11 protein-coding genes and 1 pseudogene are annotated in these 17,188 nt (G+C 56.0%); 1 reads left to right on the top strand and 11 read right to left on the bottom strand.

The window, feature by feature from the left end:
* Positions 1-29 precede the first annotated feature (29 nt).
* On the top strand, positions 30-968 hold the full coding sequence (locus K0H63_RS00750; protein ID WP_220066330.1) for an MBL fold metallo-hydrolase: 939 nt from the start codon (positions 30-32) through the stop codon (positions 966-968).
* 83 nt (positions 969-1,051) lie between these two features.
* On the opposite strand, the gene K0H63_RS00745 is transcribed toward K0H63_RS00750, so the two are convergent.
* The 11 genes and pseudogenes from K0H63_RS00745 to K0H63_RS00695 all read right to left on the bottom strand — a co-directional run.
* Positions 1,052-4,378, bottom strand: coding sequence for an NPCBM/NEW2 domain-containing protein (locus tag K0H63_RS00745; RefSeq protein WP_220066329.1), 3,327 nt, complete (start codon positions 4,376-4,378; stop codon positions 1,052-1,054).
* Positions 4,379-4,691: 313 nt separating this feature from the next.
* The gene (locus tag K0H63_RS00740; protein ID WP_220066328.1) at positions 4,692-5,924 is read right to left on the bottom strand and encodes a sensor histidine kinase; all 1,233 of its coding nucleotides are present in this window, start codon (positions 5,922-5,924) and stop codon (positions 4,692-4,694) included.
* 2 nt (positions 5,925-5,926) lie between these two features.
* Positions 5,927-6,640, bottom strand: coding sequence for a response regulator (locus K0H63_RS00735; protein WP_220066327.1), 714 nt, complete (start codon positions 6,638-6,640; stop codon positions 5,927-5,929).
* Entirely contained in the window at positions 6,640-6,966 is a 327-nt protein-coding gene (locus K0H63_RS00730) for a DUF3019 domain-containing protein (RefSeq protein ID WP_220066326.1), read from the bottom strand. Before K0H63_RS00730 ends, K0H63_RS00735 begins: the two co-directional genes overlap by 1 nt.
* Before the next feature lie 56 nt (positions 6,967-7,022).
* Entirely contained in the window at positions 7,023-7,946 is a 924-nt protein-coding gene (locus tag K0H63_RS00725; RefSeq protein WP_220066325.1) for a MipA/OmpV family protein, read from the bottom strand.
* A 76-nt stretch (positions 7,947-8,022) separates the two neighbouring features.
* A complete protein-coding gene (locus K0H63_RS20165; protein WP_220066324.1) occupies positions 8,023-12,939 on the bottom strand; it encodes a S8 family serine peptidase in 4,917 nt (1,638 codons plus the stop codon).
* A 321-nt stretch (positions 12,940-13,260) separates the two neighbouring features.
* Positions 13,261-14,052: a class I SAM-dependent methyltransferase gene (locus K0H63_RS00715; protein ID WP_220066323.1), complete on the bottom strand. Its 792-nt coding sequence runs from the start codon at positions 14,050-14,052 to the stop codon at positions 13,261-13,263.
* Positions 14,053-14,152: 100 nt separating this feature from the next.
* Complete coding sequence (locus tag K0H63_RS00710; RefSeq protein ID WP_220066322.1) at positions 14,153-14,953, bottom strand: phosphatase PAP2 family protein; 801 nt, start codon at positions 14,951-14,953, stop codon at positions 14,153-14,155.
* Positions 14,954-15,007: 54 nt separating this feature from the next.
* Complete coding sequence (locus K0H63_RS00705) at positions 15,008-16,222, bottom strand: histidine kinase dimerization/phospho-acceptor domain-containing protein (protein WP_220066321.1); 1,215 nt, start codon at positions 16,220-16,222, stop codon at positions 15,008-15,010.
* Positions 16,219-16,878: a response regulator transcription factor gene (locus K0H63_RS00700; RefSeq protein ID WP_220066320.1), complete on the bottom strand. Its 660-nt coding sequence runs from the start codon at positions 16,876-16,878 to the stop codon at positions 16,219-16,221. Before K0H63_RS00700 ends, K0H63_RS00705 begins: the two co-directional genes overlap by 4 nt.
* A pseudogene (locus K0H63_RS00695) lies at positions 16,875-17,186 on the bottom strand (GIY-YIG nuclease family protein); the annotation flags it as partial. The pseudogene K0H63_RS00695 and the gene K0H63_RS00700, both read right to left, overlap by 4 nt.
* Between the last annotated feature and the right edge of the window lie 2 nt (positions 17,187-17,188).

The raw sequence follows: 17,188 nt of genomic DNA, 5'->3' as shown, positions 1-17,188 counted from the left end.
AAACAGTCAGAACACCGCAAGGATGAAATATGAACACCCGCAACCTTAGTGCCGCAATACTGCTTGGGCTGATGATGGCAAGCCCGCTTGTAACGGCCCAATCCGATGCCCCGCAAACCCAGCATGCCAGCCAGGCTGCCGCACTGGGCAAGCCCGTGAGCCTGGCCGAGATGGAAGCGAGCCTCGCCACACCAGGTCGCCTGGGCTTCAGCGTTCATGCCAGCGCCAACTGGCAGGTACCGCTGAGGGGCTTGCTCAATCTTGAGGCTCCCGCCGCCAAAGCGGCCGGTAAAAAAGATGGGGATGAACCCATTCAGGTTTACCTGTATGAGTTCACGCACCCACAGCATGGCCGCTTTTTTATCGATACCGGCGTGGCACAGGGGTTACTGGAGGCGCCCACCCGGCATGGTGTACAAGCGGAACTCTTCCAGGCATTTGGCCTCGGAAAAATCCAGCTGCTGCAAAGCACCGGTGAAATTGCATCAGGCGGCAAGCCTCTGCGCGGCATCTTTCTGACCCACCTGCATCTGGACCATATCATCGGCCTGCCGGATCTGGCTGCGGATATCCCCCTCTACGTTGGCCGCAACGAGCATCTGAGCCTGAGTCCCCAAAATCACATGACCCAGGCGACAACAGATGCTCTGTTGTCGGGCAGGCCGTCGCTGAATGAATGGGGTTTCGATAAAGGCGAAGCCATAGACGTTTTTGGTGACGCCAGCGTATATGCATTGCACACCCCGGGGCATACCGAAGGCAGCACCGCCTATGTGCTCAATACCCTTGATGGGCCGGTGTTGATTGCAGGCGACACCTGCCATACGACATGGGGGTGGCAACAGGGTGTGGAACCCGGCGATTTCACCCGGGATAAGTCGCAAAACCGCATAAGCCTGTTGGCGCTGAAGGCCCTGAGTGACAGACACAGTCAACTGAAGGTGTATCTGGGTCATCAGCAGCTGTGACCCCGCGTTATAGGGGCCGCCAAAGCGTGACCCAAACAAACAGACCCGGAAATCCCGGGTCTGTTTTATGCGAGTGCCAGACTTCAGCCCTTGGGCCAGCCCACCACTGAGGCATTGGCCCAGTTGCCGCAGACGCCCTTGGCTGTGCCTTCGGTTTGCAGGCTCAGGGTTTCAACGCCGCGGATATCCAATTCTGGCTTGACCACGGCGGGCGCGGCAATCAGGCCCGAGTCGTACATTAGCTTGCCATCACCGAATATCTTAAAGTGCATGCCACCCTTGGTTTTGCAGCTGTCGTCGATACCAAGGTCAGCCCGCAGCAGCTGCCAGTTACCTTCGAGACGATAGTCGACCCTACTGTTGGCAGCCATCCCCAGCCCCTTGCTGAACTTAAGGCCGTTCATGCTCATGGGTTTGCCACCGATAGCAGTGTTTAACGCCACACGGCTGCCAGCGGACTTATCCAGCTTTTGCGGCGAGAGTTCGGCGAGGAACTGCTGGGTTTTGGGCGCTTTGGGCTCGGGCGCGGTCAGTACCTTGAACTCGCTGATGGTGATTGGCGTGACGCTCTTTGGCAGCAGCGCATTGAAGGCGCCGCCCTGACTCTTGGCTGCCGTCACCATGGGGTCATTGCCAAGCTCATTCTGGGTGCTCAGTACCCTGAAGCGCAGCAGACTGCCGGGCTTGGGCGAAAACGCTACCTTCTGCATGGTTTGGGATTTATCCAGCCTGCCCTTGGCCACCGGCTCGCCCCACTCGCCATTGTTTTCACCCAGGTAGACCTCGTAGTCGGCCACCTGACCATACTCCCAGTGCTTGTCGTTACGGGGCGCGATTTCAAACCCGGCAATAAAGCGGCGCTCGCCCAATGCCAGGGTAAACTCGTGGGCTCCGGTCTTTTGTGCCTGATCCCGCTTGGTTCTGAACCAGGTATCCGGATTGTTATCGAAGGCATTTTCCAGCGGATGCCCTGCTTCTTCGGCGGGACGGGCAAGCACCAGCAGGCTGTCGGCAGGGATTTCATTGCCAAGCTCGGGCGCCTGTGCGTAACCTGCGGTGGCGGCAAGCTGCTGTGATTCATCAATTTCCAGCTTGAACTCCAGCGCCTTACGCACCGAGACTTTCTCGGTTTTCACCAGCACAGTGCCGTACCTGGTATCGGAATAAGTCCAGCCACTCTTGGCCTTGGCGAGCGCGGCTTCATCCTTGAGGGCTTTAAGCTTTTTACCATCAAGCAGCACAGCATCTGGTTTTACGCGGGTATGCAGCCACAGCTCATAGACTCGCGCTTCATCCTGACCATCGAACTTGCCCTCTGCCGCGCCAATACTGACCTCGATATCACCGGCCTTGCCCTCGGGCGCCTTCACCGCAAAGCGCTGGCGGGCAAACTCGCCCTGCTGATAACGACGGCTGTTGCCATCGTCTTCATACATCAGGTATTCCGACTCGCCATAGGGGTAAATATCCAGGGTCAGCACATCCTTGGGTTTATGCCCATCGTACAGCGCCTCTGGGTACATAGGGATGATGGCACCGGCACGGACAAACACCGGGATGGTATTCAAGTCCACCTGATAATCGATGCTGGCGCCGCCTTCAGGGGCATCCACCACCCGGCCGTCCCAGTAATCAATCCACTGGCCTTTGGGCAGGTACACGTCTTCACGCCAACCTTTGCTGGCGGTTTGTGAGCGATACACGGGGGCCACCAGCATGTCTTTACCCAGCAAAAACTGATACTTGTGCGCTTCTGTGTTGGCGTTGGGGTCGTCGCTGTAGTCCCACATCAGGCCGCGTACTATGGGCGCGCCGGTCTGCTCGGTTTCAAATGCCGTGGTGTACATATAGGGGGTGAGGCGCATTTTCAGCTTCAAATAGTCGCGGTTGATGCTGCGATAGGGCTCATCGAACCACCAGGGGTGCTTGCGCGCCGCTTTTGACCAACCGGACATACCCATCAGCACTGGGGTAAAGGCCTTCCACTGCAAATCACGGGTAAAGGTTTCCGGGCTGCCACCAAAAATGGCGTCCACATCGCCGGTGGCATAAGCCTGACCGGACAGACCCGAGCCAATGAGGGTGGGAATATGCCAGCGGATATAGTCCCAACTGCCGGACTGATCGCCGGTCCAGGTCACCGCGTAGCGCTGCATCCCGGCCCAGCCCATCACCGTCCAGAGGAAGGGGCGCGAGTCTGAGTTATCCAGAATGCCATCGGCGGCGGCCTTGTTGGCATCCAGCGCATGCTGGTAGCCCTCACCGGTCCAGGCCACATCGAGTTTTTGCGCCCGGGTGCCTGCCTTACCCACTTCCCAGGCGATTTTATCTACCCCATCTTCGGTCCAAAGGCCGGTTCTGAAGCCGTATTTGGCAAGCCCTTCAACCACCTTGGGCAGGTCGGTATAGCCGCAGCCATAACCGTCGTTGGGCAAAATCCAGCCGCCGGGCATATCGTGTTCGCGATATTTTTTGGCAACAGAGTCAATCACATCCGGCGTGGTACCCGTGGGGCCATCACTCCAGCCATCGGGCACAGTGCCGGGCTTTTTAACGTTGTCGCCATCGTTGTAACAGTCGGCGTCGCCATATTCAAAGGCCCAGCGGGGGATGAGTCTGGCGCGGCCGGTCAGCTCGGTGTAGTCGGCCAGCACCTGCTGAATGCTGCCGGGGGCAAAGAAGAAGGCATCGAAGCGGGTTTCATCGTGGCCAAGGCGCAGGGCATAGCTGCTTCTGAAGTCATAGCTGCCGTTGGCCCAGGTGTTACGCAGCACGCCATAGCCCTTGCTCGACAGATAGAAAGGCGCCGGGCTGGGTCTGTCGCCCTCTTCCCAGCCGCCGGAGTAAGAGATCTCCAGGCTCTTGCCCTTGAACTCGAAGGCGCCGTTTTGCTGGCCGCCACCGAAGAAGCGCTCGTCGACATCTGTGCTCAGGGTCTGCACAGTGCTGGCCTCCCCAAGCTCCAGGCTTTGCAGCTCCTCGGTGATAAGGGTTTTGTTATCAGGCTGATACAGAGCAAAGCGCAGCGGCGCTTCATAAATTCGCAGTGCCAGCGCCTCGGTTTTCAGCAGCCGATAGTCGCCCTCATCGCTTAAGGTAAAGGCCACCGCCGGGTAATCGTTTTTAATCACAATGGCGGCGGCCTTGCTGCCCTCGCTCACCAGCTTGCCATTGGCCCCCGCCTGAATGCGGATAAGCGCAGGCTTGAGCACACTCAATTGCACCAGGGCACCGCTGTCGGTGCGAATATTGACGGTGGCACCGTCCTGTTTGAGGGTATCCAGCTTGCCCACGGGGGCGGCATTGGCAATAAATCCGAGAGGCGCCATCATCAAGGCCACGGCCAGCGCCAGTGGGCGGGGTCTGGCACGGGAGCGCCATGCAGAAAGTGAGGGTGAGAGGCTTGCCATAATTATCCTTATCGTCAAACGGCCCTGTGACTTGCAGCTACTGATGACACCCTGGCAAACACACCAAAAGGCAGCAGTGACTGTGGTCATCTTGTCAGTCAGATGACTATAAGAACAGCTTAAACGAAAGTTTTCAACACTTTTGAAATCTTTCGAAACCGCTTTTAACAAGCATGTGTCACGAAAGCCACTTAGGCTGAAAATAGAGCAAAACTCTGTACAATCAGCCAATTATAAATATAAGACTGCTGAATCCAGAATTGTGGTTATGTCTCGGCGCTGACTGCCAAAGTAAAGCGCAAGATGTCGCGATTCAGCGTGCTTGGGGAAATGTCAGGGTAACGCAGGCACCACCCAGAGTCTGGCTCTGTCCCAGGGTCACTTCGGCAGACAGATGACGGCAAAGCAGTGCAACTGTCGACAGACCCAGGCCCACCCCCTGATAGAGCTGGTGAGCCGAGAGCTCACCCTGATGAAAAGCTGTCAGCAGCGAATCGGTATCGGCGGCGGCAAACCCGGGGCCATCGTCTTCCACCTGCACCACCAGTTCCTTATCCCAGTTCAGGCTGACCCTCACCCGGGAGCAGGCATAGCGGGCCGCATTGCTGATGAGGTTTTGCAGAATCCGCTCAAACCCGGCCTTATCCTGCACTATGTCATCGGCGTCCCCCGCAATTTCCAGGTTCACACTCACCAGCGGTTCAAACTTGGCAAAGCAATCGGCCACCAGCTGCCTGCCAGAGAAGCGTTGGCGCTGTTCGCTCGGCCGATACTGAGACAACTCGGCATGGCTTAAAAACTCATCGATAAGTTGCTCAAGCTCGGCCAAATCCTCATCAAGACTCTCGAAGGTGTCAGTGACTGCCTGACCCTGAGCGCTGCGCCCCATCGCCAGGGTAAATTTCATTCTGGCCAGGGGGGTCAGAAAATCATGGGAGACGGCATTGATAAAGTCCCGCTGCTGACTGCGATGAAAGGCGAGCTTTTGCGCCATTTCTGCCATGGTATTGCCGATGGCTCCCAACATAGTCAGCCGGGTGATGGAAGCAGTGGCCCCAAAATCGACCCGGCTGACCCGGGCGCAAAATGCCTTCAACTTCTTGATATCCAAATACAGAGGCCAGCAAATCAGCAGCAGCGCCAGTGCAAGCAAAGCATAGGGCAGCAGTTGCCAGAGCACGGGTTGTCGGTCGAGGGGGCTTTCTGGGTAATCGATAGGCCCGACTATGGTCACCTTGCCGGGTTCGGCGGGGTTCTGCCGATAAAAATAAAAAGCCTGCGACTTATCCTGCAGCACCGCTGTACCTCCCTGCAGCAGCAGAGCCCGGGTCTCATCGGGAATGGCCAGCTGTTCCAGGGGCAGGCTGGCGACCGGTAGCTGCGACAAATCCATACTGCCGTCGGCCAGGGCAAACAGCTGGCTTAAAAAAGCCTCTTCCTGGGGATAGAGCAGGTGTGGCTCTTGGGTGCTGATATCGTAAATCCGTGAGAACAACAGCAGGGAACTCACGACAGCCAATAGCAGACCACAGTAAAGCTTCAACATGGCTAGCCCCAAATATCCGGGACAAACAGGTAACCCTTACCCCAGATAGTTTTGATTTTAAAGGGATCATCCATGTTGTCCCCCAGCTTGCGCCTGAGGCGGCTGATCCTGTTATCCATGGTGCGGTTGAGTCCGTCGTAGGGGGCACCCGTGGTGTACTTGAACAGGTCTTCACGGGAGACTATCTGCCCTGCATGTTTGGCCAGCTGCGCCAGAATATCGAACTCAGCCGTGGTCAGACGCAGCGACTCCTCATCCAAAAATGCCTGTTGGGCCGCCATGCGAATACAGAGGCGACCAAACTGCATCTCTGTGGATGATTTGCTTGCCTCAGCCGGTGCTGTCTCTGGCGGCTCGCGGCGCTTTAAGCGGGTTTGGATGCGCGCCAGTAAAATCTCAGGCGCCACCGGCTTGGTGAGATAATCATCAGCCCCTGCCATCAAGCCTTCCACTTCATCCACGGCAGAGCGCCTTGCTGTCATAAACAGAATCTGCCCGGAAAAACGGTCACGAATTTGCCGACACAGGCTGATGCCGTCATCCGTTGGCAAGCCTATATCCAAAAGCAGCAAATCGAAGCTGTCGTAGTAAAGCAAGTCCAGCGCCCCTTCTGCCGACGGCAGGTGTGTCACCTCAAACCCATGGGATTGCAGAAAGTTCGTCACCAGCCTGGCAAGCTTGTTGTCATCTTCGATATAGAGGATTTTGGCTGGCATCAAAACAGGCTCCAGGCGGCTCTTTGTCGCGGTTTTCGTTTGGGGATATGCAAGACCCGGAGACGGGCACTGGCAAGGGGCAATCTATCCAGACTCAGCAGGCGAAACTCCACATCGCCGGTACCGCTGACATCCAGCGACCATGCGCTCTGGTTTGCAGGAAGGTTGCAATAGAGTGTCTCGCCCTCCGCCGCCACTTGAATACACACACTTTGCTGTGATTCTGTTTGCCAGGACAGGGTGACCCTGACCTGACACTCTCCTTCGTCTACAACACATTGGCTGGGTGACAATGCAAGCTCGGTCTGCGCCCATGCAGACGGCATAACTGCGGCTATCGCACAAAGTATCAACGCTGAGACTACTTTGCGGTGCTGCATGCTCAGAAACCCCAGGCAACGCCGATAAATGCGGAGATAACGGCTTTGTCATCCACCAGCGGGCTGTCACTGATACTGCTGTCCAGCCACTGATAGCGAAAGTCACTTATCAGCCTGAGACTGTCACTCCAATGGTATTGATAGCGCAGCTTGAGTGCGCGGTTGAGGCCGTGGTCGGCCCCGTAAGGGCTGAAACCCTTGATGCGATCCTGTATCCGGATGCCGTAGTAGTAGTTCACCAGTTGGTCGTTTTGATACTGGAGTTCGGCCCCCAATGCGAGATGGTGACTGCCCCACTGCAGCAGGTATTCCCCGCGGCCAAATGCTTCAAATCCCTCATGCACGCCGGTCACGTCTGTAACGGCCAGCAAGGAAAAATGCCAGTTTTCGAGATTCAGGCTCCAACTGGCACCTGCCATGTAAGACAGTTTGCGGTCGGCAATGTTTGAAATATCGCCACGACGAACACTGTTGTCGGCGGGAAGCTGGCCCCCTGGCAAAGGGGATTGAGGCGGTCTGGCCAGCGGCAGCAACACCCCGGCACTGTACCTGTTATCAAAAAAATACAGCCCGTCTTCATTGAACTGGCTGATAAGGGCGAGATTGCCCCAGCGGGTTTGCACCGGTGTCCAACTCAGCTGGGTGTTGGTCCAGGCAAAATCGCCATTGAAATATTCGATTTTTGGCAAGACATAGAGGGGAATATTGCGCTTGTTGTAAAGCGGATTGGTCACTGTGCCATAGCCAACAGCCACGCCCAGATGCCATCCCTCGTCTTCGGAATAGGTCTCTTCGGCCAGCGCTTCAGCGTGGGCGATAGAGGAAAAAAGCAAACCAAGACTCAGCAGTATTGCCCAACCGGCATTGATGCCGTCGGCAAAACAAACGTGACAGAATGGACTTTTGAGAATGTTTATTTTTCGCACATTACTACCTCGCTGGCGATTCTGCCACATTCGTACGGTAAAATTAAGCCCGGCGATGCCGGGCTTAATGGCGGGATTAACCCTCTACCCGACGTCTCTGCTGACGCAACGCGCCAAAGAGTGCCAGGAACAGCATGGACCAGCCCATGGCACCACCCGATGAAGTCTCGGCTTTTTCTTCAACTTCAGGCTTGGGTGGGAACTTACAGCTGCCGTCATCCTGATTGGCGTTCGGATCGAAGTTGGTTGCACCACTGTCGGTACAGCCTTTTTCGATGCCGTCGGACATCACGCTGAGCAGGAAGCTGCTGCTTACTGAGTCGCCCATATTGGCGGTGTCACGCACCATCACAGTCACTTCTGTTTCACCGTGGAAATCCGCATTGGGAGTCAGGGTCACAGTAGCGCCAGATTCGTGGCCACTCAGCTCATAGCTGAAGTGCTCACCTACCAGGCTGATTTCGTTGCTCACCTTGTTGCCGTCGGCATAGGTCACTTCGAAGCTGATGCTGCTGTTTTCGTCAACCTGCATGTTGGGTAGTTGTGCCATTTGCAGGTTGCCGCTTACCGCTACCTCAACTGACAGGCTTTCGGTATCAGTCCCTTGCATGCCGTTTTCCAGCACCACATGCTGCACCGAGTTGGCCGCTTGTTCGCTGACGTAGGCCTGGAAGTTCACCTCAAACTTGGACTGCTCTGGACCCTGATAGTCCATACAAACCACCAGTTTGTTACTCAGCTTCTCGTCGAGATCGTCGAATGCGAACCCGGCGCCATGGGAGATATCCACCGGCATGTCGCCATCCACCAGCATACGACCCACAAAGCTCTTGAAGCCGATACTGCCATCGCCGCTGGTGAGATTGAGGTTGTCGTAAGCAACAAGCATCTCGTACTCACCTGGCTCATGGTCAATCAACATACGCATAAAGATTTCGAAATCGACCTGCTGCTCAGGAGCGGAGCTGCGGGTGATGTTATCGAATTCCAGTACCAGCCACTCACGGCTGTAGGTGTAAGTTGGTGTCACACCGGCATTGAGATCATATTGACCGTAGCCACCGTCATAACGGGTAACCCTGTTATCACCAATCCACAGCGGAGCAATCATGTCTTCCGGTGCAGGCAAACTGGTGTAACCGTCAGGCAGTTTCATATGGACGAATGGCAGGTTGCGCGCACCGAAGTAAATCACACCGGCAGGGCTGATGCGGATGCTGTCGAATGCCTTGTTGCCAAAGTAAGGGAAGGTAACCTTCTGATCAGTAGCCATCAGATCTGACAGCAGGTACTCCTTGTAATTACGGTAGTTACCTTCGAGCCCTTCGATGGTTCTCCAGCCCAGCTGACGCAAGTCCAGATAACCCGGTTCAGGTGAGTTGGCTGCGGTCAGGTTACACAGAGGATCGTCCTGGTTAGAGGTGATCTTATAGTTACGCTGCACATCCCGGGTGCTTTCCTGCACGCCGGCCAGATGGAAAGTATTATCTTCCACCGTTGGTATGCCGGGCGTGGCATGGGAGGCCTTCACTGAATCAGGCACAATCTGCAGACCCGCCGGGAACTTGGCATTGAAGACAAAGTCCTTGGCGGCGGCATCATTGTTGGCGATAACCGACAACTTAAAGTCAACCAGATCCCCTGGCTTGGCATGGGTGTGGCTGGCAGTCAGGCTGACATCTTCATCGCGCTGGATGAGGGTGACAGGCACATAACCCAGGTTGCCGGGGTTATTGCTGTCGCTGCCGATATCAAAGCCGCCGAAGTACACATCACCCACCTGGAGTTCGGGGATACGGTAGCTCAGGCTCAGCATGTAGCTGCGATAGCCCGGCACACTGCTGTCGCCGGATACCGTCAGGTTGCCGTTATCCAGGGCAGGCACCACGGCCTCGGCCACAGAAATTTCGCGGCCCAGATCTTCCTGGCCATAACCCACAGGGGCCAGACTCATGTATACCGTCCAATAGGTACCGGCATTGGGCTGCTGAATGCTGCAGTAGTTTGCCTCGGTATAGGATGTGGACATACACAGCATTTCTTCTGGATCAGGCATGCCATTCTGGTTGCTGTCCTCACCCATGAACACCAGCACCCTTGAGTGATCATCACCCACCACGCGGCTGAACAAGGCCTGAGCATTCTCCGGCACATTAGTCAGTGTCATATGGTTATTGAGTTTACCCTCGGCGTCCAAATCAAATGGATCGCCACCGGTAGTATCGGTAAACATGTGGGCGCTGTGCTGAGCTGCTTTGACCAGACCATAGCTGCGAGTGGTGAGGTCATTCACCTCGGCCGTATCGAAAGGTCCCACTTCCATCTGGCCCGAGGTGCGGTGGGCATCCACCATCACATGGGTGGGGATACCTTTGGCACCCACCCAGGTCCATACCGGCAGTTCCAATACGGGTGCATCCGGATTGGAGGATGTCACCAGCACCTGGCCCTGATTACCAGACAAAGACACCATGTCCACTGCACTGGTGGTTTGCTTGTTCACCACAGACACCACGATTGACTGGGTCTCACCGGCCTTGAGGGAGAAGCTCTCCGGTTGCACCTTGATTTCGAAACCATCCAGGAAGGCTTCGGTGCTGAGCGTCCAATGACCATCGCGTTCGGCGGTAAAGGTACGCATAAAGTTGCAGCTGTCACCGCAATCTGTATCGACCATGTAGGCGGTATTGAGTTTTTTCACATCGCCGCCATTGCCGGGATTGGCCAGCGCCAGGGCTTCCATGTCCTCATGCAGGGTCAGATCCACCTTGTCGGCCTTGTCCACATTCATGCGACCGGCACCCATGTCCTGATAGCCAGACAGTTCCTGATAGCTGGTGTAAGGATTGAGGATAGAGCCATTTTCGAGCTGGTTGGTGGCAGTCATCATCAGCGCCGACTGCACCTGCATCGGAGACCAGTCCGGATGGGACTGACGCAGCAGGGTCGCGGCACCGGCCACATGGGGGCTCGCCATCGAAGTACCGCTCATGGTAGTCCACAGACCTGAGCTCGGATTTTTGGTAAAGGGCTGATCGTCAGAAGCCGGAGCAAAGATGTCCACACCCGGAGCGGCGATGTCCACCACCATGGTATCGATACCAAAGTAAGAAGGACCGCGGGATGAGAAGCCTGCCATGGTTTCTTTTTCCACCGGGGTCAGGGCCATTTCTGTGCCTGTGATGGTACCGAAGTGTCCGGTGCCTGTGCTCAGCCAGGTGTTGAGTTTCTGGCCATTGGCGAAACTGATGTGGATCCCGGGGATGGCATGGGGTACATCGGGCGTAACTGAACTGTCCAGAAACGGAGACTGGTTCTGGATGATGATACCTTCGGCACCACCGGCGGCCACGTTCAGTGACTTGGCGTACAATGGCAGCGAGCTGCGCTTACAGAGCACAATTACCTTTTCCTGGCTTTCGTCCACATCCGCTGTGTCGGGATTGTCAGCCAGGTCGAAGGTGCCTGCGGGATAAGGCTTGTCGCAGTTGGCCCAGGTTGCAGCCGAGGCTTCATTGGGGTTGGGGTAAGCCTGCGCCCGCACGATAAGACCACTGACCTCTTCAAAGGTCACCGAGCGGCCACTCATAGCCTCGGGTGCCGGTGTTGCGCCGCCGCGCATATCCTGCAGATACTTGTCCTGATATTCGGTCACTGCCGCTGGCGTGTGGGCACCCACGTTGGTCAGCCACGGCGAAGAGTGGTCTGCGGTATAGAGTCTGTCGCCACTGTTACCGGCAGCGGTCACCACAAAGATGCCCGACTTGGCCGCGTGCAGGAAGGCTTGCTCCATGGGATCGAGCCAGGGGTTCTCTTCAATGCCACCCAAGGACAGGTTAATCACGTCAACGTTATCGATGACCGATTGCTCCACGGCCTTGAGAATGGCCACCTCAGGACAACCGGCATAGGGATCACCGGAGCCTCCAGGCAAACACACCTGATAGGAGATGATGTTGGCATGGGGCGCCATACCTGACACCTGAGGGAATACAAAGCTGGTGGTTATCCCTTCAGACTGAGGCTTGCCCTCGGCAATCACAAATGGCTGATTTTTAATGACGTTACCAGCCGCGGTACCTGCCACGTGTGAACCATGGCTGTGATAGTCCTCACCCACGGGTGGACGGGTTTCGGCAAATACCGGATCGCTGTAGGCATCGGTCACTTCGGGGAAAGAATACACCCCAATTAACTTGTCGTTACACAGGCCTTCGAAGCTTGCACAGTCACCCAGGTATTTGTCTCCCAGGGGGTTGATGTGGCGATAGCCATCACCACCTACGGCGGCAAAAGAGGGGTGGTCTGTATTAATGCCGGTGTCGATAATCCCCACAATCATGCCTTCGCCCATGTTGGACGCGAGGCCGCTGCTCGCATTGGTCCATACCTGATCGGCACCGGTTTGAGTGGCGGTGTTATGGGTAAACAGCTGACGGGTTTTGGCACGGGAAATGTGTTTGATGCCAGGCACTTTAGCCAGACGCATGGCTTCATCCTGAGTCATGCTGGTGCTGAAACCGTTCAGGGTCATGGCAAAGGTTTGCTCGACCTGAATGTTCAAACCTTGCTGAGTCAGGGCATTGGCCAACAGCTGTTCGCGTTTTTGTCCCAGGTAACGGGTGTACTGTCCAAGTGTTCCTTCGTTGACAGCGAGGGGCTTCTTGCCCATCAGTTGATGCTGCACCTGGGTGTTGGTAGCAGGAAACTGTTGCAGCGAACCGTCGTACACGGCGGCAGGCATGTCTTCAAGCTGGACGATATAAGTCTGGATGCCAGAGATGTCCTGCTCCGGGGTAAATATTCTGTGTTGTTTTTTTACCTGCTGATTGGCGATGCCTGCATATTCGGGCATAGAAATCGGCTGGGGTGCATAGTCGGCAGGTGGTGCATTCCACTGTGGGGCATCATTACTATTGCCACCACTGGCCGCACCGGCGCCAGCGTACAGCGCACTGGCAACCATCAGAGAGACGTGAGTTAGTTTGCTCATTGTTCCTTTCCATTGGATTATTTTTTTAATGGATACGAGGTTCGGAGGTGAGCTTCATCGAGTCACAGACCCACAGCAGGACGAAAAACACCCAGTTGTGATTGTCTTGTTTTATGGATGTTATGACTGTCCCAGTTTGTCCTGAATTGTCGCAGTCTGTATCAGGCATCTGAGTGGCGGCATAGAAGTCGTGGGGCAAAACAGGAGCAAGCGGTGCTGAGGGACAGCTTGTACAGGATGGGAAGGTGCTGAATCAAACGAAGCCCGGCGTCGCACTGAAATACAGTATCAGACACCGGGTGGTAACCAAATCCGAACGGCTCAGGGCTTACGGGCCTTGATGGAAAATACCATTGGAATGGGCTTGCCGTTGATGCGCTGGCGAAAACGGCCGGACTCTTCTTCTGCGAGGTTTTCGAAGCAGTTGTAGGGGCTGAAGTCATATTCCCGCAACGACTCTATCACCAGCCCGGCGTTAATCAGTGCCGAGACCACTTCACCCAAGTCGTGTGACCAACTGACCATGGTGTTTTCGGCATCCCGGCTGTTTTCGGTATAACTGCCCTCTTGCTCCACATCGGCCTTGCCGGTGTGGAAGTAATCATAACCATCGAGCAGCGCCTTGATGGGATGAAACTCGGCGAGGAAAAATAGCCCGCCGGGTTTAAGGCAGGAGGCAATGGTGTTGGCCCAGGCGGTTAAATCCGGCAGCCAGCAAAGCACCCCGTAAGAGGCATAAACCAGGTCAAATTCGCCCTCAATCAGGTGGCGGGCATCCAGGACATTGCCACACACAAACTGCACAGGCACCCCGAGGTTTGCCTCGATATTAAGGGTATCTGCAATCTGAGTAGCGGCGGCAATGGCCTTGGGAGACAGGTCAAGCCCAGTCACGGAGGCGGCGCCCTCACGGGCCCAGGACAGGGTGTCCTGACCAAAGTGACACTGCAGGTGAAGCACACTTTTACCCCGCACATCCAGCTCAGCAAGTTCTATTTCGCGAAGGCTTGTGTTACCGGCCATAAAACCGGGCATATCGTAAAAGTCGGATTCGAGATGCAGCTCGGTACGGTTATCCCAAGCGAGCTGATTGATAGTGAGAAAGTCGTCCATGAGAAGTCATCAAAGCTGGTTAGCGGTAGATGCCGTCAACCATAAGCCCCTTGGCCGCTTTACACCAGCTTTGATTTGCTCCGGGATCAGGGTGCCAGGCTCAACCGGCGAGAGAAACCTTGCTCTCACCGGCGGCTTGCTGGGCACGCATGCGCCGATAGAGTCGTGCAAGCCCAGCCAGTGGCAACAGCAACAGCAGGTTCAGCTGGACGCTCACCAGCGGCAAGTCCGGAAATGGCGCGCGGGCTTGCAGGGCCGAGACCAGAACAATGCCGTAAAACACAGCCATTATCAGCAGCATATGCTTTGAACTCAGTTGGCACTCCGGCACCCAATGCGCCGCGAGTCGGGCCGAGCCCCATCCCAGCCAGGCGCCCATCATCACATCCAGCGGCCAGTGCGCGCCATTGGTGATACGACTCAGACCAACCATCACAGCCGCGAGCAGAATCAAGGCCTTAATATCGGTGCGACGACACAGAGTCCAGGCCATGCCCGCAATCACAAATACTGTGCCCGTGTGGGCCGATGGGAAACTGTGGTTGAGGCGCATCGCGCCAACGATACGGATATGTTCCAGCACAGCAGCCGGGCGCATCACATCAAAACCTTGTTTCATGGCGTTAATCAACAAGGCCGCAACCGCAATAGCGCTAAGAGACTTCCAGAAGATGGATGGACGAAAACAGAGAATAGTCAACCAGATACAGGCTGCGGTAACGCCATTACCCCAATCGGTGACAAGGGCCAGCGGGGTGTCAGGCACCAGCCTTCCCGTCTGATTAATAAAGAGAAACAACTGCTGGCTGGCCGAAGGCACCAGACTGAAAAAAATGGCCAGCGACCCCAAAACCAAAAAGACGACCTGAGCCCCGGAAATATGCGTGTTACCCAGCTTCATCAGCTGCCCCAATGTTGTTTAATTGTAATCTTTTGGGGAGCAGCATATAGCCACTTATGTCAATGAAGTGTCCACATGCGTCATACTTTGGTTGAACACCACTTGGGCCACCACCCCATCGGGTGCCATACCCATGGAAAAGTGCCAGCCATAACGCTTGCAAATATCTTCCACCAGAATGAGACCAATACCGTGGCTCTCACCATGCGCTATGGTCTCACCGCCGAGGTTGGCGATCTGAATGCCGCTGGCATCGGTACGCAAATATACCCGCGCGCCCACACTGTGGATAAAGGCATTGGCCAGCAGGTTTTCAATCAGGCAAGCAAGCAAAAGCGGATGTGCCGACAGTTGGCACGGGCTGACATGCATGGAGAACTCCGCGGCGCTGCTCTGCCTGCGGATGGCCAATCGCTCCAGCAAGGGCGCCAGGAAGGCCTCATCAAGCAGGCATTGACCATCATCCTGCTCCGTTCGGCGCGCAAGCAGCAGGAGTACGCCGGTAAGATTTTCCATTTCCCACACAGCACGCATCGCCCGCTGCATGGCAGGCGCCTCCCGGTCTCCCATTTTGCTCAGGGCCAGCTTAAGTACCGTCAACGGTGTGCGAAACTCATGGCTCACGTAATGGGTGAACTTCTTTTCCCGGGCCAGTGCCTCTTTTACCCGGGCATGGCTCTGATTAAGGGCATTCACCAGGGCCACATATTCCCGGGTGTCATCCTTCAGCGTGATGGGTTCCAGCGCCCGGGAATCGGTTTCCAAATGCCGGGCAAGAGAATCGAAGGGCTTACCGATACGCCTTGCCGTGTTGCGGATATAGAGACTTGAAAAGAGCAGCAGGCTGGCACCACCGCCAATGAGCAAAGTATCAAGTAAAAAATCCTGCCAGCCCTCAAGTTCAAACAAGTCGGGGCGCTGCACCAGATAGAGAGGTCCTGAGTCCCGGACAACCACCAGCACGTTGAATTCCACATCAATGTTGGGATGGCGCAGGTTATAAAGACCGGGGGCGGCGGACGGCAACTGGGCGGCAAGCTCGGCCGGGAGCGAAGGCAACAACTGAATTTGCGCCTCATCGGAGGGCGACAAAGCCCCGTGTTCATACGCATCAATCAGTTGCGGTGCCACCGTCTGCAAAAAGGCGCCACTGAGATGGTTTTCCAACGCATGGATGCCGTATTCAATCAGGAGCGCGTAGCAGCCAAGCAGCACCGCCGCGCCAATCATAAAGCTGCGGTTTATTTTCTGCGCAATATTGGCGTTCACAGCAAGCGATATCCTTTGCGGGCCTGGGTATGGATGCGTTTCTCGGGAAAGGGTTTGTCGAGCTTTTGCCGGAGCAGGTAAATGTGTTTACGCAAAATATCGTCGTCTGGCGGTCCCTCTGGCCAGAGCGCGCGCTCCAGTTCTTCCCGGCCAAGCAACTTGCCCGGATGTCGCATCAGGCAGGTGAGCAGCGCAAAACATACCGGGGGCAACAGCAGCTCCACACCGGATCTGAAGGCCTTGTGGCTGCGCAAATCCAACTTGATGTCTTTATAGGTTAAGGCCTGGGCAAAGCCCTGACCCGAGCAGCGACGCACCACGGCGCCGATACGTAAACGCAATTCATCCAAATCGAAGGGCTTAACCAGATAATCATCGGCGCCGGCGCCAAGCCCCGCAAGCAAGTCTTCACGGGTATCCCGGGCCGTCAGTATGATGATGGGAGTATTGACCCCGGCCTCGCGCAGGCGGCTGCACAGCACCAGGCCATCCATGCCGGGCAGATTAAGATCCAGCAAAATCAAATCGTAATGATGCGTCTGCGCCAATCGGAATCCCTGCAACCCATTGATAGCAAAGTCCCAATCGTTATCTGATAACTCTTCAGCCAGAGATGCGGCAATGTCCGCATTGTCTTCAACCAGCAGAATTTTCACCCAAAAACCTCAAGCGCCTTTTTCGGATTAGATGAGGTTCCCGGCGCCGGGTTCCCCGATGCCGTTGGGCTTATGAGGGCTTCCTTGGCGGCCTTTGAAAGTTTCTTTACCGCCAGCTCACGGCGCAGCGCATCGCCACGGCTGCCCACATTCTCCTGATACACCAGGGTCAGTGGGCCACGGCCACGCAAATATTTGGCGGCCCTGGGACCGCCGCGCTGATGCTCATCAAAACGGCGTGCCACGTTGGTGGTCACGCCGGTGTACAGCTCCCCGGTGGCGCAGCGGATAATATAGAGTTGCCAGACAG

This window comes from Shewanella zhangzhouensis (genome assembly GCF_019457615.1).
In the GTDB taxonomy this organism is placed as follows: Bacteria; Pseudomonadota; Gammaproteobacteria; order Enterobacterales; family Shewanellaceae; genus Shewanella; species Shewanella zhangzhouensis.
The sequence above is the reverse complement of the archived record's forward strand: the minus strand, read 5'-3'. Positions and strand labels throughout refer to the sequence as shown.